The sequence below is a fragment of the Fructilactobacillus sp. X3R5C2 genome (genome assembly GCF_059901175.1).
In genome coordinates this window covers 55,776-79,349 of sequence record NZ_JBWXVC010000005.1, presented here as the reverse complement: position 1 = coordinate 79,349, position 23,574 = coordinate 55,776, and the positions used below count along the sequence as shown (strand labels likewise).

23 protein-coding genes and 1 tRNA gene are annotated in these 23,574 nt (G+C 41.7%); 20 read left to right on the top strand and 4 right to left on the bottom strand.

Going from position 1 to position 23,574, the window contains the following annotated elements; all coding sequences use genetic code 11:
• The first annotated feature begins 98 nt into the window (after nt 1-98).
• The 12 genes from AC6UD4_RS06270 to AC6UD4_RS06215 all read left to right on the top strand — a co-directional run bounded on the left by AC6UD4_RS06270 (nt 99) and on the right by AC6UD4_RS06215 (nt 10,812).
• Nucleotides 99-983 (top strand): ROK family protein, encoded by an 885-nt coding sequence (locus AC6UD4_RS06270; RefSeq protein ID WP_500694214.1) that lies wholly within the window; start codon nt 99-101, stop codon nt 981-983.
• A 384-nt stretch (nt 984-1,367) separates the two neighbouring features.
• Complete coding sequence (gene rbsK, locus AC6UD4_RS06265; protein ID WP_500694215.1) at nt 1,368-3,005, top strand: ribokinase; 1,638 nt, start codon at nt 1,368-1,370, stop codon at nt 3,003-3,005.
• A 98-nt stretch (nt 3,006-3,103) separates the two neighbouring features.
• Complete coding sequence (locus AC6UD4_RS06260) at nt 3,104-3,721, top strand: NADPH-dependent FMN reductase (protein ID WP_500694216.1); 618 nt, start codon at nt 3,104-3,106, stop codon at nt 3,719-3,721.
• 116 nt (nt 3,722-3,837) lie between these two features.
• The gene (locus AC6UD4_RS06255) at nt 3,838-4,407 is read left to right on the top strand and encodes an LOG family protein (protein WP_500694217.1); all 570 of its coding nucleotides are present in this window, start codon (nt 3,838-3,840) and stop codon (nt 4,405-4,407) included.
• A gap of 137 nt (nt 4,408-4,544) precedes the next feature.
• Nucleotides 4,545-4,688 carry a hypothetical protein gene (locus tag AC6UD4_RS06250; protein WP_500694218.1) on the top strand — a complete coding sequence of 48 codons (144 nt, stop codon included), beginning with the start codon at nt 4,545-4,547 and terminating at the stop codon, nt 4,686-4,688.
• A gap of 546 nt (nt 4,689-5,234) precedes the next feature.
• Nucleotides 5,235-6,173, top strand: a complete 939-nt coding sequence (locus AC6UD4_RS06245; RefSeq protein WP_500694219.1) for a phosphate/phosphite/phosphonate ABC transporter substrate-binding protein — start codon at nt 5,235-5,237, stop codon at nt 6,171-6,173.
• Nucleotides 6,174-6,182: 9 nt separating this feature from the next.
• Complete coding sequence (gene phnC, locus AC6UD4_RS06240; RefSeq protein ID WP_500694281.1) at nt 6,183-6,947, top strand: phosphonate ABC transporter ATP-binding protein; 765 nt, start codon at nt 6,183-6,185, stop codon at nt 6,945-6,947.
• The gene (gene phnE / locus AC6UD4_RS06235; RefSeq protein ID WP_500694220.1) at nt 6,947-7,741 is read left to right on the top strand and encodes a phosphonate ABC transporter, permease protein PhnE; all 795 of its coding nucleotides are present in this window, start codon (nt 6,947-6,949) and stop codon (nt 7,739-7,741) included. The genes phnC and phnE (AC6UD4_RS06235) overlap by 1 nt, the downstream gene beginning before the upstream one ends.
• Nucleotides 7,738-8,544 carry a phosphonate ABC transporter, permease protein PhnE gene (phnE, locus tag AC6UD4_RS06230; protein ID WP_500694221.1) on the top strand — a complete coding sequence of 269 codons (807 nt, stop codon included), beginning with the start codon at nt 7,738-7,740 and terminating at the stop codon, nt 8,542-8,544. Before phnE (AC6UD4_RS06235) ends, phnE (AC6UD4_RS06230) begins: the two co-directional genes overlap by 4 nt.
• 109 nt (nt 8,545-8,653) lie before the next feature.
• On the top strand, nt 8,654-9,151 hold the full coding sequence (locus tag AC6UD4_RS06225) for a hypothetical protein (RefSeq protein WP_500694222.1): 498 nt from the start codon (nt 8,654-8,656) through the stop codon (nt 9,149-9,151).
• Between the two features lie 160 nt (nt 9,152-9,311).
• Nucleotides 9,312-10,640, top strand: a complete 1,329-nt coding sequence (locus AC6UD4_RS06220) for a D-alanyl-D-alanine carboxypeptidase family protein (RefSeq protein ID WP_500694223.1) — start codon at nt 9,312-9,314, stop codon at nt 10,638-10,640.
• A gap of 98 nt (nt 10,641-10,738) precedes the next feature.
• Nucleotides 10,739-10,812 (top strand) — tRNA-Lys (locus AC6UD4_RS06215).
• A 272-nt stretch (nt 10,813-11,084) separates the two neighbouring features.
• Here AC6UD4_RS06215 and AC6UD4_RS06210 read toward each other — a convergent pair.
• Together AC6UD4_RS06210 and AC6UD4_RS06205 are read right to left on the bottom strand one after the other, a co-directional pair.
• On the bottom strand, nt 11,085-12,005 hold the full coding sequence (locus AC6UD4_RS06210; protein ID WP_500694224.1) for an L-lactate dehydrogenase: 921 nt from the start codon (nt 12,003-12,005) through the stop codon (nt 11,085-11,087).
• Between the two features lie 578 nt (nt 12,006-12,583).
• Nucleotides 12,584-13,723, bottom strand: coding sequence for a trans-sulfuration enzyme family protein (locus AC6UD4_RS06205; RefSeq protein ID WP_500694225.1), 1,140 nt, complete (start codon nt 13,721-13,723; stop codon nt 12,584-12,586).
• A gap of 232 nt (nt 13,724-13,955) precedes the next feature.
• Between AC6UD4_RS06205 and AC6UD4_RS06200 the strand changes: the two genes are divergently transcribed.
• The 8 genes from AC6UD4_RS06200 to AC6UD4_RS06165 all read left to right on the top strand — a co-directional run bounded on the left by AC6UD4_RS06200 (nt 13,956) and on the right by AC6UD4_RS06165 (nt 21,794).
• Nucleotides 13,956-14,606: a TVP38/TMEM64 family protein gene (locus AC6UD4_RS06200; RefSeq protein ID WP_500709642.1), complete on the top strand. Its 651-nt coding sequence runs from the start codon at nt 13,956-13,958 to the stop codon at nt 14,604-14,606.
• A gap of 166 nt (nt 14,607-14,772) precedes the next feature.
• Nucleotides 14,773-15,492: a nicotinamide mononucleotide transporter gene (locus tag AC6UD4_RS06195; protein WP_500694227.1), complete on the top strand. Its 720-nt coding sequence runs from the start codon at nt 14,773-14,775 to the stop codon at nt 15,490-15,492.
• A 351-nt stretch (nt 15,493-15,843) separates the two neighbouring features.
• Nucleotides 15,844-16,965 (top strand): NAD(P)-dependent alcohol dehydrogenase, encoded by a 1,122-nt coding sequence (locus tag AC6UD4_RS06190; RefSeq protein ID WP_500694228.1) that lies wholly within the window; start codon nt 15,844-15,846, stop codon nt 16,963-16,965.
• 64 nt (nt 16,966-17,029) lie between these two features.
• Nucleotides 17,030-18,490: an aldehyde dehydrogenase gene (gene aldA, locus AC6UD4_RS06185; RefSeq protein ID WP_500694229.1), complete on the top strand. Its 1,461-nt coding sequence runs from the start codon at nt 17,030-17,032 to the stop codon at nt 18,488-18,490.
• A 165-nt stretch (nt 18,491-18,655) separates the two neighbouring features.
• Nucleotides 18,656-19,150: a GNAT family N-acetyltransferase gene (locus AC6UD4_RS06180; protein ID WP_500694230.1), complete on the top strand. Its 495-nt coding sequence runs from the start codon at nt 18,656-18,658 to the stop codon at nt 19,148-19,150.
• A gap of 114 nt (nt 19,151-19,264) precedes the next feature.
• Nucleotides 19,265-20,101, top strand: coding sequence for an aldo/keto reductase (locus AC6UD4_RS06175; protein ID WP_500694231.1), 837 nt, complete (start codon nt 19,265-19,267; stop codon nt 20,099-20,101).
• Between the two features lie 23 nt (nt 20,102-20,124).
• Nucleotides 20,125-20,727 (top strand): NAD(P)H-binding protein, encoded by a 603-nt coding sequence (locus tag AC6UD4_RS06170; RefSeq protein ID WP_500694232.1) that lies wholly within the window; start codon nt 20,125-20,127, stop codon nt 20,725-20,727.
• Nucleotides 20,728-20,750: 23 nt separating this feature from the next.
• Complete coding sequence (locus AC6UD4_RS06165; protein WP_500694233.1) at nt 20,751-21,794, top strand: zinc-dependent alcohol dehydrogenase family protein; 1,044 nt, start codon at nt 20,751-20,753, stop codon at nt 21,792-21,794.
• Between the two features lie 102 nt (nt 21,795-21,896).
• Here the strand turns inward: AC6UD4_RS06165 and AC6UD4_RS06160 are convergent, their stop codons facing one another.
• Both AC6UD4_RS06160 and AC6UD4_RS06155 read right to left on the bottom strand, forming a co-directional pair.
• Nucleotides 21,897-22,634, bottom strand: a complete 738-nt coding sequence (locus AC6UD4_RS06160) for an SDR family oxidoreductase (protein ID WP_500694234.1) — start codon at nt 22,632-22,634, stop codon at nt 21,897-21,899.
• 150 nt (nt 22,635-22,784) lie between these two features.
• Nucleotides 22,785-23,531, bottom strand: a complete 747-nt coding sequence (locus tag AC6UD4_RS06155; protein WP_500694235.1) for an SDR family oxidoreductase — start codon at nt 23,529-23,531, stop codon at nt 22,785-22,787.
• Nucleotides 23,532-23,574 lie beyond the last annotated feature (43 nt).

Here is a 23,574-nt window from a genome sequence, read left to right as displayed (position 1 = left end):
TTTAACAATTTTTATGATAAACTATTGCAATCAATATGTAAGCGCTTTATACTATTAACAATAAACGATACAAAAAAATGGCAAAGGGGATCATTTTTATGCGATATGGAAGTATTGAAGCAGGTGGAACAAAGTTCGTTTGTGCGGTTGGTGATGACGATTTCAATATTGTTGATAGTGTTCACATTCCAACTACGACACCAGAAGAAACGTTAGCAAAGGTCGTTGAGTATTTTAAGAAGTTTGATCACATTGATGCATTTGGGATTGCATCATTTGGACCAATCGACGTTCGAAAAGACTCTGACAAATACGGTTGGATTATTAAAACCCCTAAAAAGGGTTGGAGTAACGTCAATTTTGTTGGAACCATGAAACGTGAATTTGGGGTTCCAATTTACTGGACGACCGACGTTAACGGTTCAGCTTACGGTGAATACATCAAACGTAAACAGGCTAATAAAAATATTGAAGCCGTTAGTTACATCACTGATGGAACTGGGATTGGTGCTGGAACCGTCATCAAAGATGAATTCTTAGGGGTTCGTGGAACTCCTGAATTTGGTCACATTCGAGTTAAGAGACACCAAGATGACATGAACTTTCCTGGGATTTGTCCTTATCATGGTGACTGTCTTGAAGGGGTTGCTTCTGGTCCTACTTTTGAAGCTCGAAACAACATTAAGGGTCAAGATACCCCGCCAGATGATCCAGTTTGGAACATCATTGCGTACTACATTGCCCAAGGGGTTATCAGTTTAACGGTTAACTTCCGTCCCGACCAAATTGTGCTTGGTGGAGGTGTATGTACTCCTCAATTTGTTCAAAAGGTTAGAGACCAATTCAATCTGTTATTTGATAACTATTTAGACGTTGGTCCTCTTGATGAATACATTAGTCGTCCAGTCGTACCACACAACGGTTCCGCTACTTTTGGTGATTTCGTATTAGCTAAAAAGGCTTTAGACGAATCAAAGAAATAATTAATTAAATTGTTTGAAAGGGATGCCTGCGGGTGTCTCTTTTTTTGTGTAAATTGGCATTTATGGTATCTTAAAAATAAGGAGGATTAATCATGATGTTTATTAGTAGGTCACAAATTAGTTTTAGAGTAGATGCTGAAACAAAAAACAATTTGATGCTCCAAATGAACGTTTAACTAAAGCAATTAAAAGTAATGATTATAAGAAGTTTGATAATCCTGGTGAAGGGTTGAAGTGGCTAAATGAGTGAAAATTCATATGTTTATAAACTTGCTATTGAAAACAAGTTTAAAAAACATCATTTTAGCTAAATCTATATACAACTATTTCCCGCAATGATATGATATACATAATGAAAGCGGTTGCAAATAGGGAGGCAGTAAAATGAGTAAAAAAGTTGTTGTGATTGGATCTACCAACGTTGATAAGGTTCTAAACGTTGACAAATATGCGTTACCTGGTGAAACCTTGGCGGTGAAGAATCACCAAGAATCTCATGGTGGCGGAAAGGGTGCCAATCAGGCAATTGCTGCGGCAAGATCTGGCGCCGATACCACTTTTATCACTAAGTTAGGTGATGACGAAGACGCTAAGTTCATGATTGAAGGATTTAAAAAGGACGGGATGAACCTTGATTCCGTGATTACTACGAAGGAGCAACAGACTGGACAAGCTTACATTACCGTTGATAGTACTGGTCAAAACTCGATCTATGTCTATGGTGGAGCCAACATGGCCATGACACCGGAGGACGTTGACCAACACGAAGACGCCATTAAGAATGCGGACCGTGCGATTGCGCAACTAGAAATTCCAGTACCAACGATTATCGAAGCATTTAAGATTGCGAAGAAAAATGAGGTTCAGACCATTTTGAACCCAGCACCAGCCAAGAAGTTACCAGAAGAATTACTTCAATTGACTGACATTATTACCCCTAATGAGACTGAAGCAGAGGCCCTCACTGGGATTAAGGTGATTGACGACGATTCCATGATGAAGAACGCGGAGTACTTCTTTAAACTAGGCATTAGAATGGTCATCATTACCGTTGGTGACAAGGGTTCGTTCTACGCAACCCCAGCCAGTCATGCCTTCATTCCAGCCTTCAAGGTCAAAGCTGTTGACACGACTGCTGCTGGTGATACTTTCATTGGAGCCTTGGCATCACGATTAGATTTAAACAGTGCTAACATCAAGGATGCAATGTTGTACGCCAACCACGCCTCATCACTGACGGTTCAAGTGGCTGGAGCGCAGAACTCCATTCCTTATGAAAAAGACGTCTTGGATGTCATCAGCAAAACTTCCAAGACCAAAGAAGTGATCGAAAAAGAGAAGAAACAAGCTGCTGAATACGCCGCTGCTCAAGTTCCAAATCACATTGTGCTAGGACTTGGATCTGGTAGTACGGCTGCCTACTTCGTCAAATCCATTAACGAACGAATCAAAAAAGAAGGCTTAGACGTTCAATGTGTCGCCACTTCGGTTGGTACCGAAAAGTTAGCCGAAAGTCTTGGCATGCCGATGCTTGACGTTAATACCATTGATCGGGTGGACTTGACGGTTGATGGCGCCGACGCCGTTGACGACAAGCTCAACGGAATCAAGGGTGGTGGAGCTGCCTTACTCTTTGAGAAATTGGTCGCAACCATGTCAGACAAGAACGTTTGGATCGTTGATTCGACCAAGTACCACAAGACCTTGGCTGGCCAAAAGTTGCCGGTTGAAGTCATTCCGTTCGGTGGGATGGGTGTCTTCCGATACTTAAACGAAGCTGGATACAAGCCAGAGTTCCGCTTCAGAGATGACGGTGATATTCTTCAAACTGACTCAGGAAACTACCTAATCGACATTACAATTCCAGAAGATGCTGACTTACAAAAGTTAGCTCACAACTTGAAGAACTACACCGGAGTTGTTGAACACGGTCTGTTCTTAAATATTTGTGATCAGTTAATTATCGGTGGCGATAAGGTGAAAGTAATTGATCGTCCGAAAAAAGAAGAAGCTAAGAAATAGTTGATAAGTAAATTTCCGGATTGGCGATAAAGCTGGTTCGGTTTTTTATTTTGATTTTAAAGGTATAATGATTAGAAAATGGGTTGAGGTGATGTTTAATGACAATTAACGTTATTTTAAGTAGTTCAAGAAAGGTTAGTCTGGGACGTCGGATCTTTAAGTACTTACGTAATCGACAGGGTGATTTTGAGCGGATTAATGATGCTGATTTCAATTTTATTAGTTTGGCGGACTACGATTTGCCGTTTTTCTACGAAGATGTTGCGCCAATGGACAATCAAAATCGAAGTTTAAAACCTAATGAACAAAAATGGGTGGATGACATGCGAAACGCGGATGGTTATCTCTTTTTGGTTCCTGAATATAATCATTCGTTTCCAGCTGTACTAAAGAATGCGCTCGACTTTTTGGCGTTTGAAGCCAAGGGCAAACCGGCCAAGATTATTACCTATTCTAATAATTCACGAGGTGGCCAATCTTCCTATCCAGCTTTGTTACCAACGCTTGGACAACTGGGCCTATTTACCCTGCCAAAGCCAACTTTAATTCGAAAGGTCGATAAAAATTTTGCTGACGATGGGAGCTTTTTAAAAGACGCTCCCGGTAAAACTGTGGACATAAAGAAATTAAATCGGGCTTTTTCCGAAATCGCGTTTTACAGTCAGTTATTTAAGGACCATCCCTTTAAATATGATGCCAGTATTTATGATAAATAAACAAAGTTAAGATAGTTTCACATGAAACAATTTGCCAAAGCTCCTGTCACTACTGGCTTGAAGTGACGTGGTACACTTATTAACATAAAAATAAATTGAAATGAGGAAATTCAAATATGAAAGCAGTTGCAGTATTTTGTGGTGCGGCTCCTGGCAATGATCCAGCATACCAAGAAGCCACCAAAAAATTGGCAAAATGGTTGGTTAACCATGACTTAGCGTTAGTTTATGGTGGTGGCGGTGTTGGTCTCATGGGATTGCTTGCCAAGACAGTTTTAGAACTTGGTGGAGTAGTTCACGGCATCATGCCAAAAGAGTTAGTTGAGCGTGGGGCCAGCATGGACGGGCTGACTAGTTTGGACGTAGTGCCTAATATGGATATTCGCAAACAAAAAATGTTGACTCAATCGGATGGTTGTATCGCACTTCCAGGTGGTCCTGGGACTCTAGAAGAGATTTCTGAAGCTTTTTCATGGGCTCGAATTGGCGACAATGATGATCCATGTGTGTTGTATAACGTTCAGGGATACTACGATCCGCTTAAACAAATGTTTGATGAAATGACCGAAAAGGAATTTTTGACGGTGGAAGATCGCAAAAAGTTACTTTTTTCGGATTCGTTGTCTGAAATCTATGAATTTATGACCACATACACAGCACCAAAGATTAGAACCTACACAAAATAAGATACGAAAAACATCCTCACTTTTTTGGAAGGGGGATGTTTTTTGAGTTTTATTCAATTATTAATAATAAATAATGTGTATATCATGTTTTCATTGTTTACATAATGCCTTACTATTGATTTAAGGGGATGGACATTATGATAAGAAGAAAAGCTGAAAGTAATATACGCGATGATAAAGATACTTTAGCAAATATTCAAGCTAGAAATGATGCTCTTAACGGCAAAACTAATAAAATTGGAAATATTGATGATTTTGATAAGTGGGCAGACAACTTATGATGAAGAGGTGAGTCGCTTGAATACAGAATAAAGTAGGTTACTGGGATTGTACCACTAGCAATAGTGGTTCTTATTATCTCGTGTGCGACCATTAATTGTGCTAAGGCATACGCGATAATAAAAAAGCTAACCGCAAAGATTAACTTTTTACCCAAATAACACATAAATCTGCGCGGGAAGAGATGGTAACGACATCTCTTCCTTTTTTATTACTCTTCAATTCTATTTCTAATTTATAAATCTGTCAATTATTTTATTATTTGGCATGAAATAATCATCAAAATAGTTTCACGTGAAACAGAAAATAATTTTATCTACCAAAATTTTCTTAAGGACAACTCGTACTTATTGGTGTTGTCTTTTTTGTTTGCTCTAATTACACTGATTACTAATATTCGTTAATTAATTAATATATTGGAAAACAAAGAATATATTGAGTGCATATTTAAATAAAATACGAACAATTAAAAGATATTTATTGAAAATTGTATGTATCATGATATGATTAATTTGTCTGGTACAACAATTTTTTGGGAGGGACTCGTAATGAAACTCAAGCAAGCTTTGAAATGGATCACAGCAGGTGCTGCCATTACATTTTTGTCGGTTGGATTAGTTGCATGTGGGAAACAATCTAGTAACTACAAACCAAAGAAATTGACGGTTGGTTTTACGCCGTCAGTGAACGCTGGGCAGGCCAATGCCGAAGCCAAGCCGCTCGCCAAACAGTTAGAAAAACAGCTCCATATCCCGGTCACGGTCAAGGTTTCAACTGACGGGAATTCACTTATTCAGGCCATGGGTTCAAAGACGTTGGATGTTTCTGAAATGAATCCTGGGGACTTTGTCTTAGCGCAAAAGAATTACAAGGTGGTTCCCCTCGTTCAAGCGACGCGCCAAGCACGCGATCCGAAGACTTTGCAACTTACTAACAAGTCATCAGATCACTTTTATTCCACAATTGTTGTCAGAAAAGATAGTGGTATCAACAACATTAACGATTTAAAGGGCAAAAAGATTGCCACTGGTACTACGAATTCAACGGCGGGTTATATTTACCCGGTCGTTGAACTTATGAAACACGGAATTAATATCAACAAGGATGGCATCAAGACCGACGTTATTAATGGTTATGATCAAGCTGTACTGTCCGTTTTAAACAAGAACAACGATGCTGCCTTTACTTTCCAAGGAGCTCAAACCTTAGTCCAAAAGGACAATCCGAACGTTATGAAGGATACCAAGGTTATTTACACGACTAAGGCTATTCCAAATGACGTGGTTGCTTGTCGAAGTGACATGTCGAAGTCGTGGCAGAAGAAGATTGCCAAAGCCTACGAGAACATGGCGAAGACTAAAGAAGGTCATGACGTTATCTTTAAGATTTATCAAGAAGAGGGCTACGTTCCGTACAAGAAGTCAGAATTTAAGCAACTTCATTCATACATGGACAAAGCCAACAAGATTAGTAAAACCAAAGAATAGGCGAGAGGGATTAAATTGAGCGATTCGGATATTTTACAAGTTAATCATGTTACCAAAACTTATCCTAGTGGTATTAAAGGATTAGATGATATTAGTTTTAACGTCAAACGCGGTGAATTCATCGCTGTCGTTGGACTTTCAGGTGCGGGGAAAAGCACCCTGTTTCGTTCCCTTAATCGGATGCAAGATATCAGCGACGGCAAAATTATCATCAACGGGACTGATATTTCTAAATTGAAGGGGAAAGCGCTCCGTCACTTTCGCCGAAAAATTGGAATGATTTTTCAAAGTTTCAACTTAGTGAACCGGCTTACGGTTCAAAAAAACGTTTTAAGTGGAAGAGTTGGTTACTATCCAGTATGGAAAACACTTCTCGGTTTGTATAGTAGAGAAGACAAGGAAAAGGCGGTTCGATCACTGGACCATGTTAACATGCTCAAAAAATTATACGATCGAGCGGACTCCCTTTCTGGAGGACAGATGCAGCGGGTCGCCATCGCACGAACAATGATGCAAGAACCTGATTTGGTTCTGGCTGATGAACCCGTTGCTTCCCTCGATCCCAAGACTAGTCACGGAGTTATGCAGGATTTGAAGAATTTAAACGTCAAGGATCACGATACTGTTCTGGTGAACCTCCATTCAGTTGAACTAGCACTTGAATTTGCGGACCGAATTATTGGAATTCGGGATGGAAAATTAGTGTTTGACAAGCCAGCGGCTGATTCTACTCCAGAAGATTTGAAGGCGATTTACGAAGGAGGCAATAGCTAATGCACACTAGCGACATGCCGAAGATGTCCTTTGTCAAAAAGTATCACGTTAAGGGCATCATTGTAATTGCCATTTTGATCGTTTTGTTTATTTACTCCATGAAAATTTGTGGGGTTGATCCCAGCTTGTTTATCTCGAACATCGCCCAGTTTGGGGTTCTGATTGGTCAAATGAGTAACCCGGATTGGTCGTACTTTAGTTTTATCTGGGACCCACTGGTTCAGACCGTTCAGATGGCAATCCTTGGAACTACGATTGGAACCGTCTTTGCGATTCCAGCTGCATTTCTGGCCGCGCGGAATCTTGATCACAGTAAGGTTATTCACGGCACGTCTCGGTTCGTACTGGACATCGTCAGAACGTTACCGTCACTTCTGTTGGCAGCTATCTTAGTTGCCATCTTTGGGATTGGTCCAACGACTGGAACCATCACGCTAGCCATCTTCTCATTTGGGATGATTTCCAAACTGTTCTATGAAGTACTAGAGACGGTCGACATGGGGCCAGCTGAAGCCATGAAAGCTTCCGGTGCCCGCATCCTTCAGATTATTCGTTTGGCCATTATTCCCCAGATTGCAGGTCAATTTTGTAGTTTCTTCCTGTACACGTTGGAAGTGAACGTTCGTTCTTCAACCGTCTTAGGATACGTTGGTGCTGGAGGACTTGGGTTGTATCTTCAACAAACCATCGATGAATTTAACTACTCCGAGACGGCGGTTGTGATTCTGGCAACCTTCGTAACGGTTCTGGTGATTGACATCCTTAGTAATTACTTGAGGAGGAAACTACAGTGACCATTCCAAAAATTAACGAAAAACAAAAACGATGGGACCGCTACAGCTGGACCATTTGGGCAATTGTCATTATTTTGATCTATGGCTGGTGTTTTTCAGACATGAAATTTAGTCAGATTCAGGAATCAGCTGGCACGGTTTCTAAGTCCATCTTCATGGGACTAATTCACCCTGATTGGTCCTATATTTACAACGGCAGTGGTGAAGATTTAGTGTCCCAATTAATTATGACGCTTGCCATTGCCTTTTTGGGAACCATCATTGCCGCTGTCATCAGTGTTCCGTTTGCGTTCTTCGCTGCTCATAGTAAGAGTAGTAAGTATAACGTAACGTCTAAGGTGGGAACCTTCCTTTTGACGGTCATTCGAGCTTTTCCTGAAATTGTTTTAGCGATTATGTTCATTAAAGCGGTGGGACCTGGTAGTTTTGCCGGAGTCATGGCCCTTGGGATTCACTCCATCGGAATGCTAGGGAAACTCTTCTCAGAATCCATTGAGGAAATGAATCATAGTTCGGAGTATTCCATCGTGGCGGCTGGCGGCAGCAAACCACAGGTCTTCGCACTATCGACGTGGCCGACCATCCTGCCAGCTTTGATTTCATACACTTTGTACAGCTTTGAAATTTCAGTTCGAGCTGCCTCAATCCTTGGTTTGGTTGGTGCTGGCGGAATCGGGGCGCCAATGATTATGGCATTGAACACTCGGAATTGGCCGAGAGTAGGAATCATCCTATTGGGGATCGTCATCATGGTCATGGTGATTGATGGCTGTTCCGGATACATTAGAAGGAAATTAATTTAATGAATAGTCAAAAATACCAACTAATTCCAAATGGGAGTTAGTTGGTATTTTTTTCGTTTATAGTATAATTTACCTAAGTAACGAATTTAATTGAGAGAAGAGTGTCTACATGCGATTTCTTAAGTCATTAGGTAAGTTTATCTTGGCACCATTGCTTTCGGCTTTGATTGTTTTCGGTAGTTTTCCAGAATTGTTTGCGGTTATAAACATTAAGACTAGCCTCACCCTTAGTCCCGCCATGTTTTTGATTATTTTAATCTACGGAATGGTGGTGTTTGCCGTGGTTTACGCTTTGTTTTATAACGTCTTGTTTAAAAAAGGTAAGCCAAGTTCGACTAAATACAGTAAGTATGCCTCAGTCGGTACGCTTATCATCAACCTGATTTATGTGGTTTCCGCGTTGCTGCTTGGTTTGATCATGATCGGAATGAAAATGCCGCAATTTATTGATCCAATTGTAAGTAGTATCACGATTATTGGCCTACCGATTTTACTAATCCTCAACTTGATTGTTTTCTTGTGTTATCCAACCAAGAAAACGTACGTAATTAATGGAATTTTCTTTGCGTTTGCCACTATTGTTTATGTAATGTTGTGGTGGAACTAAACATCAATATTGAATAACGAAATATTTTGATTGAGCTAATCAGTGATGATTGGCTTTTTATTTTTAATGGCATATTTTGATTATTTTATTAATTTAGTACAATAGACGTATAAGTGTTATCTACAAAAAATATCATTTAATAAAAAGAGGTCATTTGATTTTGAAAAGTAAAAAACATCAATTACTGACGCTGAGCGTGATATTTTCGCTGGTGTTTTTAATCATGCCGCTGATCTTCAATCCTAGTACGGTCGATGCTAGTAACAAAGAGCCGCCCATTTCACAGAATGAAATTAACATAAAGGCCAAAAGTGCCATTGCCGTTGATGCCACCAGCGGCCAGATCATTTATAGCAAAAACGCTAACCAAGAGTTGCCGATCGCATCCGTTAGTAAACTTATTACTACATATATTGTGTTAAACCAAATAAAAGCAAAAAAGATCTCGTGGGACAGTAAGGTTAAAATTAGCGCTGGAGTTGCTAATTTGAGTCAGAAGGATGATTTTACTAACGTTCCGTTGAAAGCTGGTCAATCATACACGGTTAAACAACTGTACGACGCGAGTCTGGTTTGTTCTGCTAACGGTGCTGCCATGGCACTTGGCGAATATTTGGCAGGTCCTAACCACGACTTCGGTAAAATGATGAATCAAGAAGTCAAAAAATTGGGAATTAAGAACGGGCAATTCTATAACGCATGTGGATTGGCTAATCACGATTTAGGCGCGCTAAAGAATCCTAAATTAAGTGATGACGCTGAGAATACGATGTCAGCTAAGGAATTAGCTCAATTGTCACAGAAATTAATTACTCAATACCCGCAAATCTTAAAGACTACCTCAATGACCACGTTGGAATGGGATGGAAAGACGCACAAGAACACTAACTTACTTCTGGGCCAAACTAATCCATTTAAGATTGACGGATTAAAGACAGGGACCAGTAATACCGCGGGTGAGAATTTTGTGGGAACCGGTACCAGTAACAACGATCGGGTCATCACCGTGGTTTTAGGGGCACCAAAGGAGCAGCGCTTTGCCCAAACCCAATTAATGCTCAATCAAATCAGTCAAAGTTTGGAACCAATTACGATTGGTGACAACGTGATTAAAAATAAAACTGTCAACGTTGTTAACGGACAAAATCCTAAAACTAAAATTGGCTTGACAGCACCTCAAACGTACTGGTTACCGCAAGGTGAAAAATTAAAGACAGACTTTGTCTCTACCAACCACTCTAAGGTTTTCAAAACGCCACTTGCTCCAATTACGAAGGGCGAGAGGGTTGGAACGTTTAACATCCAGGCGTCTCAAAATGAATTAGACTTATTACCAAACAGTTCCATGAGTGTCCCCGTCGTTTACAAATCGACCAATCCAGTAAATGTGATGAAGATGGTCATGGGCGCGATTGAATTACTGGTTATCCTTCTGTTGTTAGTCTACTTAATTCTGCAAATCAGGAAGTTTAATCGACATCGTCGCTAGTAATTAAAATTATGAAGTTTTCATTAATCGACTGCAAAAAGTGTTGTCGGACGTGCTAATATGCATTATACTAGTAAATGTAATTGAGTTTTGCTTGCGAGCGGCTAGCTCAACTTGTTAGAGCAACGAATTCTTTATTCGTGAGATTGAGGTTCAAGTCCTTGGCTGCTCATATAAATATAAAAAAATGATTGCCTGGTGGGGCAATCATTTTTTTATGGATTTTATTTAAATTGACATCTAATTATTTATTCCATATAATAAAAACGAGAAGAAATCTCTAACTTTTTTCTCATCGCAAGTTGGATGCGATTATCATAGGTGAGTTAGTCCACTATGATTGGCTTTTTTATTATTACGTCTGCTGTGGCGATTTTAATTGCTGACAGTATTAAAAACACACCGTAACTGCTAGAAGACTAGTGGTTATGGTGTGTTTTGGTTTTAACTGTATTTTTCAACGTTCTTTTTGATAAAGTTGGCGGAAGCTTGGAGTTTGTCTTTCTCTTCATCGGTTAAATCAAGTGGGACATCTTCAATGATGCCGTCTCTTCCAACTACAACTGGATAGGAGAAGTATACGCCATAGTCGGAACGGTAGTTTGAGACTGGCAAAACGGTGCGGGCATCAGAGAGAACGGTGTTGGCGAGCCGTACTGCAGCACTGGCCACCCCATAACTGGTGTAGCCTTTACCTTGCATTACTCTAAAACCGCCGTGGCGTGCTTCCTGATCTAAAGTGTCGAGATCAAGATGACGACTTTGGGCTAATTTTTCAATTGGTTGATCAAGAGCCCGAACGGTCGACCATGCGGTAAACTGGGAGTTACCGTGCTCACCAAGATTGTAACCAGTGACCGAGCGTGAATCAATCCCTAGTTTTTCGCCAACGGCACGTTTCATTCTGGCGGAATCTAGGAGTGTTCCCGTTCCAATGACGTGCTTTTTCGGTAAACCAGTAATTTGTTGGTACAACTGGGTAATCACGTCAACTGGATTGGTAATGGCAATCAAAACGCCATTAAAACCGGAATCACGAATCTTAGGTGCGACCTCTTTGACCTGTTCGATGTTGTAGGATAATTCGGCAAAACGATTGTCACTGTCGTTATTTGACAGTTTAATCTTACCAAGGGCTGAGATAACAACGTCAGCGTCCCTTAAAGCGTTGTAATCATTCACAATGATATTGGTGTGAAAGGGTAAATTAGGCATGCCCTCCCGAAAATCAATTGCGTCAGCGTTGACCTTGGCGTCGTTTTTATCAATCATTACTAAGTCATCGGCGAACCCACTTACAACGATGTAATTTGCCACCGTTGATCCCACGTGACCGTCACCAATGACTCCAATTTTTCTAGTCATAATATGCCTCCCATTAATTATTTGGTTTCAGTTTAACAGATTGAGGTTGATTGGGAGTAAAAAAAGTTGGATTGACATTTATACGTTTATCACATACAATAATAGTGTAATAAAAAAGGAAGAGATGTGTGAGATCTCTTCCAAGCGCGTATTTCAGGTGCGTTAATTTGGGTAAGCTAATCAGTGATGATTAGCTTTTTTTATTATCGCATATGCTTTGGCAAGGTAGAAAATGGCTTTTGAAATTGTCATTACTATCTGTGACGTGGCATATGCTAATAATATCCAAATAACGCACACCTCTCGATCTGTTCATCATACTCCTCCTTATTCAGGATGTTTTGGGAAGCAATGTAACACATCTGTACGCTGAGGCATTTGAGCCTGTATATCAATTCTACAGGATAAAACAATTCAAAACACTTAACTCCTTAAGTAATATTGTGTGGTTTAATCGTTGATATAATGAAGGAAAAACTTTTTAAATTTTTTGGCTTCTTTAATTTGATTAAAAAATATCATTCGGCAAAATAAAGAAGCTAGCATATTCGTATCTAAATATGCTAGTTCTTTACTTCCTAAATTTTATCAAACGCCTTTTTCAAATCGTCTAGTAAATCTTCTTTATCCTCAATCCCAACTGACAAGCGAATTAGACCGTCAGAAATCCCGTCCTTTAAACGTTCTGCTCTTGGAACGGAATCGTGGGTCATGACCGCAGGAACCTCAATCAAGCTTTCAACACCACCAAGACTTTCGGCCAAGGTGATAATTTGAAGATTTTCGACAAACGTCTTCGCTGAAAGTCCTGGTTGGAGTTCAAACGAAATCATGGGACCAAAGTTACGCATCTGTTTCTTTGCCACTTCGTAGTTCGGATTGTCAGGATCACCGGGATAGTAAACCTTCGCCACTTTTGGTTCATTTTTGAGAAAATCAAGAATGGCGTTCGTGTTGTCTTGGTGAACCCGCATGCGAGCACCAAGCGTCTTAATGCCACGTTGAACCAACCAACTGTCATCTGGTCCAAGCGTACTACCGATGGAATTCTGCAGGAAGGCCAACTGTTCGGCAATCTGGTCATCGTTAGTAACGGCAACGCCCGCCACGACGTCACTGTGTCCGCCGAGATACTTGGTGGCGGAGTGCACCACCACGTCTGCACCCAAATCCAACGGGCTCTGATTATAAGGGGTCGCAAAGGTGTTATCAACGATGGTTTTGGCACCGTGTTTTTTCGCCATTTCGGATAATTTATGAATGTCGGCTACCGTCAGCAGTGGGTTCGTAGGAGTCTCAAAGTAAATGGCCTTGGTGTTGGGCTGAAAAGCAGCCTTGACGGCGTCTACATCTTGCATGTCAACGGCCGTAAACTCTAGTCCAAAACGTTTCATTACTTGATTAATTAGACGAATCGTCCCACCATACAGGTCTTGGCCGACAATGATGTGATCACCCTTGGAGTACATCGAGAGGATGGTGTTGATGGCAGCAGTCCCCGAACTAAAGGCAAAACCAGCGGTTCCGTTTTCGAGTTCTGCCATCTGGGTTTCAAGGGCGTACCGGGTCGGATTGCCCGTCCGTGAGTATTCCCAGCGTGGATTCCCGCCAAGCTTAGTTTGTTTGAAAGTTGAGGCGCGATAGACCGGGACGGAAACGGCTCCCGTTTCCTTGTCACCAGTGATCCCTCCGTGAATTAATTTTGTATCAATGTGCAAATTAAAAACCTCCTTGAATGTGACTATTAGGATTGATTATAGACTAGTGGTGAAAGTTAGAAAAGAAATGGCATTATAGAATTTAATTTTGTAAAATCGGTTTTATCGTTTCGTGACATGTGTTAGACTTTCCCTATTCAATTAACGTTAGGGGTAGTTTATCATCATAAAAAAATTAGAAAACAAGAAAATCGTATACTGTCTTTTAGCGATTATTGTTGTTATTGGATTAGTGATTCTGTTTAAAGATTATTTTCCACAGATTCGGATGTTTTTTGATCCGAGTCAGAGGGGCGTGGCCGTTAAAGAAATTCATGAACATGGGTTTATCGATGCGGCTCTATTTTTAATTGTTTTAACGTTTGCGACGTTGTTACCGTTTGTTCCTTATCAAGTAATCTGTGTGTTAGCCGGCATTTGTTTTGGAAACGTTCTGGGCTTTTTTATTAATTTAATTGGATTAACCCTTGGTGGACTATGCAGTGTTAAGTTGATTAAGTCCGTTCGTAATATCGCAAGTAATTATCGAGATAAAGAATTGAGTTTTAGTAACGTTAAGCATCCCTTTATCATTCTATGTATTGGTTATGCCATCCCATTCTTCCCCGTTTATTTAATTAGTTACGCGGCTTCACGGTTCAAAATATCACGCAAACTACTGGTTCTAGCGGTCGTGATTGGGTCAATTCCACAGTCAATTATTTATATCGTTGGTGGGATGTACATCATTAACGGGAGTTTGAAGCGAATTGTCGGCGTCCTAGTTGGTGCCATCCTGTTTATTATTGTTTTACACATGGTCATTAATCACTTTACAAATAAAGATAGTTCTAAGAATAAGCATCAAGAAACAGCGAAAGATAGTCAAAGCAAATCGAACTAGATTAATTAGGCAATCCATCCGGGTTGTCTTTTTTTACGTTCAAAATTTGGCTTCTGGTAATGATAATGGTGTTATAATCAAGCCGTTCAATTGTTTGTAACAAAAAACTAAATAACGAGGGTTGCTTCCGATACGCCTCGCTAAAAACAATGAGGAGATGTTCATAATGTTACATGCATTAGCAAAAAGTCGATGGTTTGACCTAGTTGGAGTCGCAATCGTGGTGATTGCGTCGATTGCGAGTGGTTATCTGACGGAGAATCTGGCAGACGTCACGCACTGGGGCTCCTGGGCGGTCTTTGTTCCGTTTGGAATTATTTCGATCGTAAACGCCGTCCTCTCCATTTATTCAACGCGTTTAACTGGGAGAATGAATAACCTCGGCAACGTGATTGGCATCATTAACGTAGTTCTGTCCGGCTTTATTGATTACGTTTTAGGTAATAAAGCGGCGGTCGTTACCTATCCGGTGACTTTCATCATCTACACGTTTGCGATTAATAAGTGGATGAAGACCGCTAAGTACAAGGCGACCAAACCGTATACGGGAATCAAGAAGTGGGTCGTCATGACCAGCATTTTACTTTTGAGTCTGGTATTTTCGTTTGAAGCCAATCTGGTTGGTTGGCCTAACGGTTACACGCATTTGTTATTCTGGATTGTCGTGATTGCGTTTGATTTGTCGCTGACTGCGAACATTTTAAACGCCATGAAACTGACCGTTCAGTGGAAATACTGGTTCGTCTATAATCTGATCCAGTTACTAAAAGCCATCGTGCAGGGCAACTTCGCAAACGTTGGCAAATACATTTATTACATTATCAACTCGATTTGTGCGCTTGATTTCTGGGAGAAGCCAATCTTGAAGCCAGCGAAAATTAAATAATTAAGTAAAGGGAATCCATTTATTGGGATTCCCTTTTTTATACATAATTAAAGTTTATTCCATCACAATATTGGGGAATTTTTTTGGCTTTTGACTCTACTAGAAACACAAGGGTTTGAAAGAATAATTTCTTAGATAATTATGATTTTGATGTGTTATAACTTGAATTTTTTTAGAAGACGAGTATAACAATCTGTAAGCGGTTACAGATCAAACCAATCATTTCGAAAATTCCAATCCTGTTTTATAGAAAAGAGTTTAAAAAATCAATTGTTGATTAATGAAATCAGCTTTTTCTTTGATCATAATTGCTCAATAATTAACAATTTTACATTATGGGAGGGTTTACTTATGAAGATTGAAGCAGCGGTCGTTAATAAGAAAAATGGCAAGTTCGAAATTAAAGATGATGTCGAATTAGCCAAAATGCAACCAGATGATTTACAAGTTCACATGGTTGCAACTGGAATTTGTCACTCAGATGAAGCCTTGAGAAAGGGCACGGCTGAGATTGGTTATCCGATTATTCTGGGTCATGAAGGTTCTGGGATTGTCGAAAAGGTTGGTTCGGAAGTAAAAGACTTTAAGCCCGGCGATCACGTCGTTCTGTCATTTTATGGTTGTGGAAACTGCATTAACTGTTTAAGGGGAATTCCCACTCAATGTTTAAACTATGCGGCCAATAACCTATCGGGGGTTCGTCCCGACGGCAGTGCGCACTTTACCGAAAATGGGCACGATGTTGCCGACATGTTTGACCAATCATCGTTTACCACGACCACGGTGGTTCGTGAACGAAACGCCGTTAAGGTCTCAAAGGACCTCGATTTGAGAAAGTTAGGACCATTAGGTTGTGGCTACGTGACTGGTAGCGGAACGGTCTTTAATACTTTAAAGCCCGAACCCGGCTCAACGATTGCGGTCTTTGGAACTGGAGCCGTTGGGTTAGCTGCCATGATGGCTGGTCGCATTTCCGGATGTACCAGTGTAATTGCCGTTGACATCGTTCCTTCCCGTTTGAAGTTGGCCAAGGAACTCGGCGCCACTGATGCCATCAACAGTAAAGACGAGGATCCCGTTGAAGCCATCAAGAAATTAACTAATGGGCACGGAGTTGACTACGCCGTTGATACCACTGGTGTTAAACAGGTCATGGAAAGTTCGATTCAAGCCTTGGCTCAAGGCGGAACAACGGCTACGATTGCCGTAACCGACCAGCACATTAACTTGGATACTTGGAACGACCTTTGTACCAGTGATCGCAAGGTTGTCGGTGTTAACATGGGTGATTCGATCCCGCAAGTCGACGTTCCACGTTTAATTCGTTTTTACCAATTAGGCATGTTCGACTTTGATAAGACCGAGAAGTTCTACCCATTTGATGAAATCAACGAAGCCAATGCTGATTCCATCAGCGGAAAGACGATTAAACCGGTATTAGTAATTGATAAGGACTACCAACCCGGCAAATAAGGTTGATTAAATCACTTTAACATGATTGTTGAAATTAAATGTTATTGAAAGGAAGCATCATATTATGGCTGAATTAAAACATTACCAAATGTACATTAACGGAGAATTTAAAGATTCAGATTCAGGAAAAGTATTAACGGTACTCAATCCAGCGACGGGACAGGCAATCTCAACCGTTCCTAGTGCTAGTAAGGAAGAGACGAAAGCGGCCATCGATGCCGCAGCTAAAGCCGAAGAATCATGGAAGAAGGTTCCAGCTGCCACTCGTGGTCAGTATTTGCACGCGGTCGCAAACGAAGTTCGCAAACAAAAAGACCATTTGATTTACATGCTTCAAGAAGAACAGGGCAAGATTAAGTCACTTGCCACCACTGAGATCCTATTCTCAGCCGATTACTTTGACTACATGGGAAGTGCCAGTCGAACCTATGAGGGAGAAATCCTTCAATCTGATAACGAAGACGAAAGTATCATGATTGAAAAGCAACCAATTGGCGTTGCGGCCGGCATCTTACCATGGAACTTCCCGTTCTTCTTAATTGCCAGAAAGATGGGTCCAGCACTAGTCACCGGGAATACCATTGTGATGAAACCAAGTTCTGACACCCCTAACTTAGCGCTTGAATTCGCTAAGATCGTTGAAAAAGTTGGCATTCCTAAGGGCGTTGTTAACATTGTCACGGGACCAGGTTCGGTCGTTGGCGACGAATTATCAAAGAACAAAAAGGTTGGCATTATCAGTCTGACTGGTTCGGTTGAGTCAGGGAAACGAGTCATGACGAGTGCCGCTACCCATTTGGCCAAAGTGTCACTTGAACTTGGTGGAAAAGCTCCCGCCATTGTATGTAAAGACGCTGATATTGACCTGGCGGTTCAATCCATCATTGATTCCCGAGTTGATAATAACGGTCAGATCTGTAATAACTGTGAACGAGTATACGTCCAAGAAGACGTGGCCGACGAATTTATCAAGAAATTATCGAAGAAAATGTCAGAAATTACGGTTGGCGATCCGATGAAGGACGAAAACGTTGGGATGGGTCCGTTGATTAATCAAGGAGCTTTGGATAAAGTTTCGAAAATGGTTGACCGAGCCGTTGAAGCTGGCGGTAAGGTTACCGCTGGTGGTCACAAGTTGAACATCGAAGGTGGCTTTTACTACGAACCAACGGTCATCACGAACGTCAAACAGGATTCTGAGATTATTCAGGATGAAATCTTTGGACCGGTTCTCCCAATTGTGACCTTCAAGACCTTAAGTGATGCCATCAAGATGGCTAACGATAGTGACTTTGGCCTTACTTCATCAATCTTTACCGAGAATCTGGATAACGCTCATCGAGCCGCAAATGAACTCGAAGACGGTGAAACCTACATTAACCGTTACAACTTCGAAGCCATTAATGGTTCACATTCTGGTTGGAAAGAATCTGGAATTGGTGGCGACGATGGTAAACATGGAATTGATGAATTCTTAAACACCCACACCATTTACTTGCAGGGACACCCCGATAAGGCAAAATGATAATCAATATTAATAAATAGAAACGGGATGAACTCATAGAGTTAGACCAAAAGTCGACTTTATGGGTTCATTTGTTTTAGTTCTGTTTCTTCTTCATAAATTGTCAAAGTGGCGAAAGATTGATAAGATTTAGGCACTAATTAAAAGACAACCGAGGAATAATTAATGAAATTACGTGCTTTAGAGAAAACTGATTTACCCAAGCTCCACGAACTTTTTAATGATAAACGCGCCATGGACTACTGGTTCACCGAACCGTATCTTTCTGTGTCGTCCCTTAACGAAAGATACGAGCGTGAAAACAACGACCCCGCTATTCGCAATTTTGCGATTGACGTCAAAGGCAAGTTCGCTGGAATCGTGGCGTTGATTGATATTAATCCACGCGATCGAAACGCTGAGATTGAGATTGCGCTTGGTGACGAATTCGTTGGCAACGGCATTGCCCAGGCGGCGTTTGACGCTTGTGTGAACTATGGATTTGAGACGTTAAACCTCCACAAGATTTTCTTGTACGTTGACGTGCAAAACAAGCCCGCCGTTCATATTTACGAAAAGTTTGGGTTTAAGATTGAGGGAACCTTAAAAGACCAGTTTTACGTCAACGGAAGTTACCATGACGTGTACTGGATGGCAAAATTTGAAGATGAATCGGTTTAAGACAGCCAATCTTTGGTTGTTTTTTCTTTTCGACAAAACGCTTTACTTGCATTCAAGTCCAAGTAAAGGTGTAAATTATGGGTAGTCAATAAATAACAAATAAGGAGAGTTATTATGGAATACTTTACATTAAATGACGGCAACCAAATGCCCGCAACTGGTTTTGGGACCTTTCAAATCACCAACCCCGAAGAGGCCGAACAATCGGTTATCGACGCCATCGCCTCGGGTTATCGTTTAATCGATACGGCCCAATACTACCAAAACGAGGAAGCCGTGGGTCGGGGGCTAAAGAAGTCTGGCGTAAAACGCGAGGATTTATTTGTCACCTCTAAAGTCTGGTTCACTGACAGTGGTTACGACAAAACCATGAACATGTTTGAAACCAGCCTCAAGAAATTGGGACTGGATTACCTTGATTTATACCTGATTCATCAACCCTACGGCGATACCTTTGGTTCATGGCGAGCCCTTGAAGAACTTCAAAAAGCGGGCAAAATTAAGTCCATTGGGGTTTCCAATTTCTACGATGATCAGATTACCAATTTGGCATTATTTAACGACGTTAAGCCCGCCATCAACCAGATTGAGATTAATCCGTGGGAACAACAAAAGACCGCCGTCGACTATCTGGAATCATTTGATGTTCGTCCAGAAGCTTGGGCCCCATTTGCGGAGGGCAAACACGCCATTTTTAACAATGAAACCCTGAAAGCAATCGGTGACAAGTACAAAAAGAGTGTCGGTCAGGTCATCTTACGTTGGGAATTTCAACGTGGAATCGTGACCCTGGCTAAATCAACTCATAAGAATCGGATGGAAGAAAACATCGATATCTTCGACTTTGAATTAAGTGACGATGATATGAAGGAGATCGCCAAGTTGGACAAGGGTGAAAGCCAATTCTTTGATCACCGTGATCCAAAGACCATTCAAAATTTCGTTAAATAATGAGAATGCGAAAGGCATAATTTATGAAGAAAATTTTAATTATTGGAGCGACCGGAAACGTCGGTCAAGAGGTCAGAAAGAACCTGTTGGAAAAGACCGATGATTTTTTGACACTCTTTTCAAGAAGTGCAGGTCAAAGGTTTAGTGATGATGATCGTGAACGAGCCGTAAGTGGCGACGTAAATGATTTATCTGACCTTGAAAAAGTAGTGCATGGTCAGGATGAAGTGTTTGTGGCGCTTAGTGGCAACTTACCGGAAATGGCCAGGAACGTTGTGTCCGCCATGGATGATGAAAACGTCAAACGCCTAGTCTTCATTACGTCAATGGGCATTTATAATGAAGTCCCTGAAGAAATTTCGGCAAGTGGAAACCTGAAAAATAATCCGCGACTGGCACCGTATCGTGAGGCGGCCGATGTGATTGAAAGTTCTGATTTAGATTACACGTTAATTCGACCGGGATGGTTTGATAACGGCAGTAGTGAATACGAAATTACGTATAAAGGTCAAGATGTTAGCGGTAATCGGGTAGCCGTTGCCAGTATTGCTGACCTAGCGACGCGCCTGCTTCAAGATGACCAGCTGGATGTAAGAGAAAGTTTAGGAATTAATCGAAAAGCTTAGTTAAATGAATGTGAGGAATTGAAATGAAAGCAACGGAATTTATCAAACCGGGCGATGTTGAACTCGTTGACACGCCCAAACCCAAGATTGAAAAACCAACCGATGCCATTATCAAGGTGGTACGGGCCAGCGTTTGTGGATCCGACCTCTGGTGGTATCGTGGCATTGACGAACGAAAACGCGATACCTTTGTGGGCCACGAAGCCATTGGAATTGTGGATTCAGTTGGATCAGACGTCAAGGACGTTCAACCCGGAGATTTTGTGATTGCCCCATTTACCCATGGTTGTGGTCACTGTGCCGCTTGTTTGGCGGGTTTTGACGGTAACTGTATGAATCAGGAAAAGGGTGCCAACATTGGTTATCAAGCCCAGTACTTCAGATACATCAACGCGAACTGGGGACTCGTCAAGATTCCGGGTCAACCATCGGACTATTCGGACGAAATGTTGAAGTCACTGGTTACCCTTTCTGACGTCATGGCAACGGGTTATCACGCCGCTGCCAGCGCCGAAGTGAAGGACGGTGACACCGTTGTCGTCATGGGTGACGGGGCCGTTGGCCTCTGTGGTGTAATTGCGGCCAAGTTGCGTGGTGCAAAGCGTATCATTGCCATGAGTCGTCATGAGGATCGCCAAAAGTTAGCCAAGGAATTTGGCGCAACGGATATTGTTCCTGAACGTGGAGATGAAGCGGTTAAGCACGTGATGGAACTGACCAATGGTGCTGGCGCTGATGCCATTTTGGAATGTGTTGGAACCGAACAGTCGGTTGATACCGCAACTAAGGTCGCTAGACCAGGTGCTGTCGTTGGTCGAGTGGGCATTCCCCAAAAGGCCGAAATGAACACCAACAACTTGTTCTATAACAACACGGGTCTCCGTGGCGGCATTGCACCCGTTACCACTTACGACCGTGATGTATTACTGCAGGCGGTTCTTGATGGCAAGATTAATCCCGGAAAAGTCTTTACCAAGGAATTTGATTTAGATCACGTCAAGGATGCTTATGCCGCCATGGATAAGCGGGAAGCCATTAAATCGTTGTTGATTGTTGATAAGGATTAATTATGTTTGACTGAACAATAGTTTAATGAAATTAGAATGACTAGTTTTCCAAAAAAATGAGCCCTTACTCGATTTGAGTAAGGGCTTATTTGGTATATTCACTTACACATCCTGGTCGGTTGGACGAACCAAGACTTCGTTAATATCAACGTTTTCTGGTTGACTCATCATGAAGACCGCGATTTCCGCGATGTTTTCGGGACTCAACCAGCCATGCTTGTCAGCTTCAATCTGTTTTTTAATCTTGTCATCGTTGATGGTGTTCATCAGGTTCGTGTCGACAAAGCCGGGTGAGACAATCCCAGTCCGAATTCCATTTTGGTGTTGTTCCTGACGGAGACCTTCCATGACGGCTTTGACGGCGTACTTGGAACCGTTATAAACGGCGGAATTAGGGTAAACTACGTGACCAGCGACGGAATCGGTGGCCATGATTAAACCTTGACCCTGTTGTTTCATTTGTGGGACCGCCGCCACAATCCCGTTTAAAACGCCCATGATGTTGGTGTCAATGGCTTTTTTCCAATCGGCTAAACGATCCGGGTCATCGACAGGTCCCTGTGGCATAATGCCAGCGTTGTTATACATGACGTCTAGCTGGCCGTACTTGTCGATTGCCATGCCGGTCAGTTCCTGAACGTCTTCTTTCTTAGTAACATCCGTAATTTTGTAAGAAAAGTTTTTTGGATTATCAACTTCGGTGGAAAGCTCTTCAAGTTGTTCCTCGTTTCTAGCACCGACGACCACTTTGGCTCCCCGAGACAAAGCTAACTTGGCGGTGGCAGCTCCCATCCCAGAACTACCACCGGTGATAACTACAACTTTATTTTCGATTGTCATAATAAAACCCCTCTTCCAACTTATGACTTCCAATACGAGATCATTTAACGCTAAATTTAGTCCTGATTCAAGTAAATGGGTTTCAAAATTGATTAAGATTCTGTGACAAAAAACTCCTACTCATTGAGTAGGAGTCAAATCAAAGTTTTATTAGATGTTTTGGTCGGTTGGGCGAACCAGGACTTCGTTAATGTCAACATTTTCTGGTTGACTCATCATGAAGACGGCAATTTCTGCGATGTCGTCAGGTTCTAACCAGCCATACTTGGTGTTGTTATTTTGTTCAATACTCCTTTGGATTTTATCGTCGTGAACGGTTGACATCAGGTTGGTATCAACAGCGCCGGGTGACACAATCCCGGTCTTGATGCCGTTTTGGTGTTGTTCCTGACGCAACCCTTCCATGATGGCTTTGACGGCGTACTTGGAACCATTGTAGACGGCTGACCCAGGGTAAACCACGTGACCAGCGACCGAGTCGGTGGCCATGATTAAACCATGACCTTGCTTCTTCATTTGAGGAACCGCGGACACAATGCCGTTCAATACTCCCATAATATTGGTATTTAAAATATCCTGCCATTCGCTCAATTTAGCTGGATCGTCAACCATTCCCTGCGGCATGATGCCAGCGTTGTTATAAATTACGTCGAGCTTGCCAAACTTTTTGATGGCTAAATCGACTAAGGATTGCACCTCGTCTTTTTTCGTAACGTCAGTTTGTTGGTAGGCAAAGTTTTCGGGATGGTCAACTTCATCGGCCATTCGTTCTAATTTTTCTTCATTTCGTGATCCAACGACCACTTTGGCACCTCTTTTGAGGGCCAACTTAGCGGTTGCTTCTCCCATTCCAGAAGAGCCACCGGTGATGACAACTACTTTATCTTTAACAGACATCATAACAACTCCCTTCTTAATACAGGTAAAGGGTAAACCCTCA

Coding starts and splice junctions, on each gene's coding strand:
- AC6UD4_RS06270 (WP_500694214.1), top strand. CDS start 99: ATGCGATATGGAAGTATTGAAGCAGGTGGAACAAAGTTCGTTTGTGCG.
- rbsK (WP_500694215.1), top strand. CDS start 1,368: ATGAGTAAAAAAGTTGTTGTGATTGGATCTACCAACGTTGATAAGGTT.
- AC6UD4_RS06260 (WP_500694216.1), top strand. CDS start 3,104: ATGACAATTAACGTTATTTTAAGTAGTTCAAGAAAGGTTAGTCTGGGA.
- AC6UD4_RS06255 (WP_500694217.1), top strand. CDS start 3,838: ATGAAAGCAGTTGCAGTATTTTGTGGTGCGGCTCCTGGCAATGATCCA.
- AC6UD4_RS06250 (WP_500694218.1), top strand. CDS start 4,545: ATGATAAGAAGAAAAGCTGAAAGTAATATACGCGATGATAAAGATACT.
- AC6UD4_RS06245 (WP_500694219.1), top strand. CDS start 5,235: ATGAAACTCAAGCAAGCTTTGAAATGGATCACAGCAGGTGCTGCCATT.
- phnE (WP_500694220.1), top strand. CDS start 6,947: ATGCACACTAGCGACATGCCGAAGATGTCCTTTGTCAAAAAGTATCAC.
- AC6UD4_RS06225 (WP_500694222.1), top strand. CDS start 8,654: ATGCGATTTCTTAAGTCATTAGGTAAGTTTATCTTGGCACCATTGCTT.
- AC6UD4_RS06210 (WP_500694224.1), bottom strand. CDS start 12,005: ATGACTAGAAAAATTGGAGTCATTGGTGACGGTCACGTGGGATCAACG.
- AC6UD4_RS06195 (WP_500694227.1), top strand. CDS start 14,773: ATGTTACATGCATTAGCAAAAAGTCGATGGTTTGACCTAGTTGGAGTC.
- AC6UD4_RS06190 (WP_500694228.1), top strand. CDS start 15,844: ATGAAGATTGAAGCAGCGGTCGTTAATAAGAAAAATGGCAAGTTCGAA.
- aldA (WP_500694229.1), top strand. CDS start 17,030: ATGGCTGAATTAAAACATTACCAAATGTACATTAACGGAGAATTTAAA.
- AC6UD4_RS06180 (WP_500694230.1), top strand. CDS start 18,656: ATGAAATTACGTGCTTTAGAGAAAACTGATTTACCCAAGCTCCACGAA.
- AC6UD4_RS06175 (WP_500694231.1), top strand. CDS start 19,265: ATGGAATACTTTACATTAAATGACGGCAACCAAATGCCCGCAACTGGT.
- AC6UD4_RS06170 (WP_500694232.1), top strand. CDS start 20,125: ATGAAGAAAATTTTAATTATTGGAGCGACCGGAAACGTCGGTCAAGAG.
- AC6UD4_RS06165 (WP_500694233.1), top strand. CDS start 20,751: ATGAAAGCAACGGAATTTATCAAACCGGGCGATGTTGAACTCGTTGAC.
- AC6UD4_RS06160 (WP_500694234.1), bottom strand. CDS start 22,634: ATGACAATCGAAAATAAAGTTGTAGTTATCACCGGTGGTAGTTCTGGG.
- AC6UD4_RS06155 (WP_500694235.1), bottom strand. CDS start 23,531: ATGTCTGTTAAAGATAAAGTAGTTGTCATCACCGGTGGCTCTTCTGGA.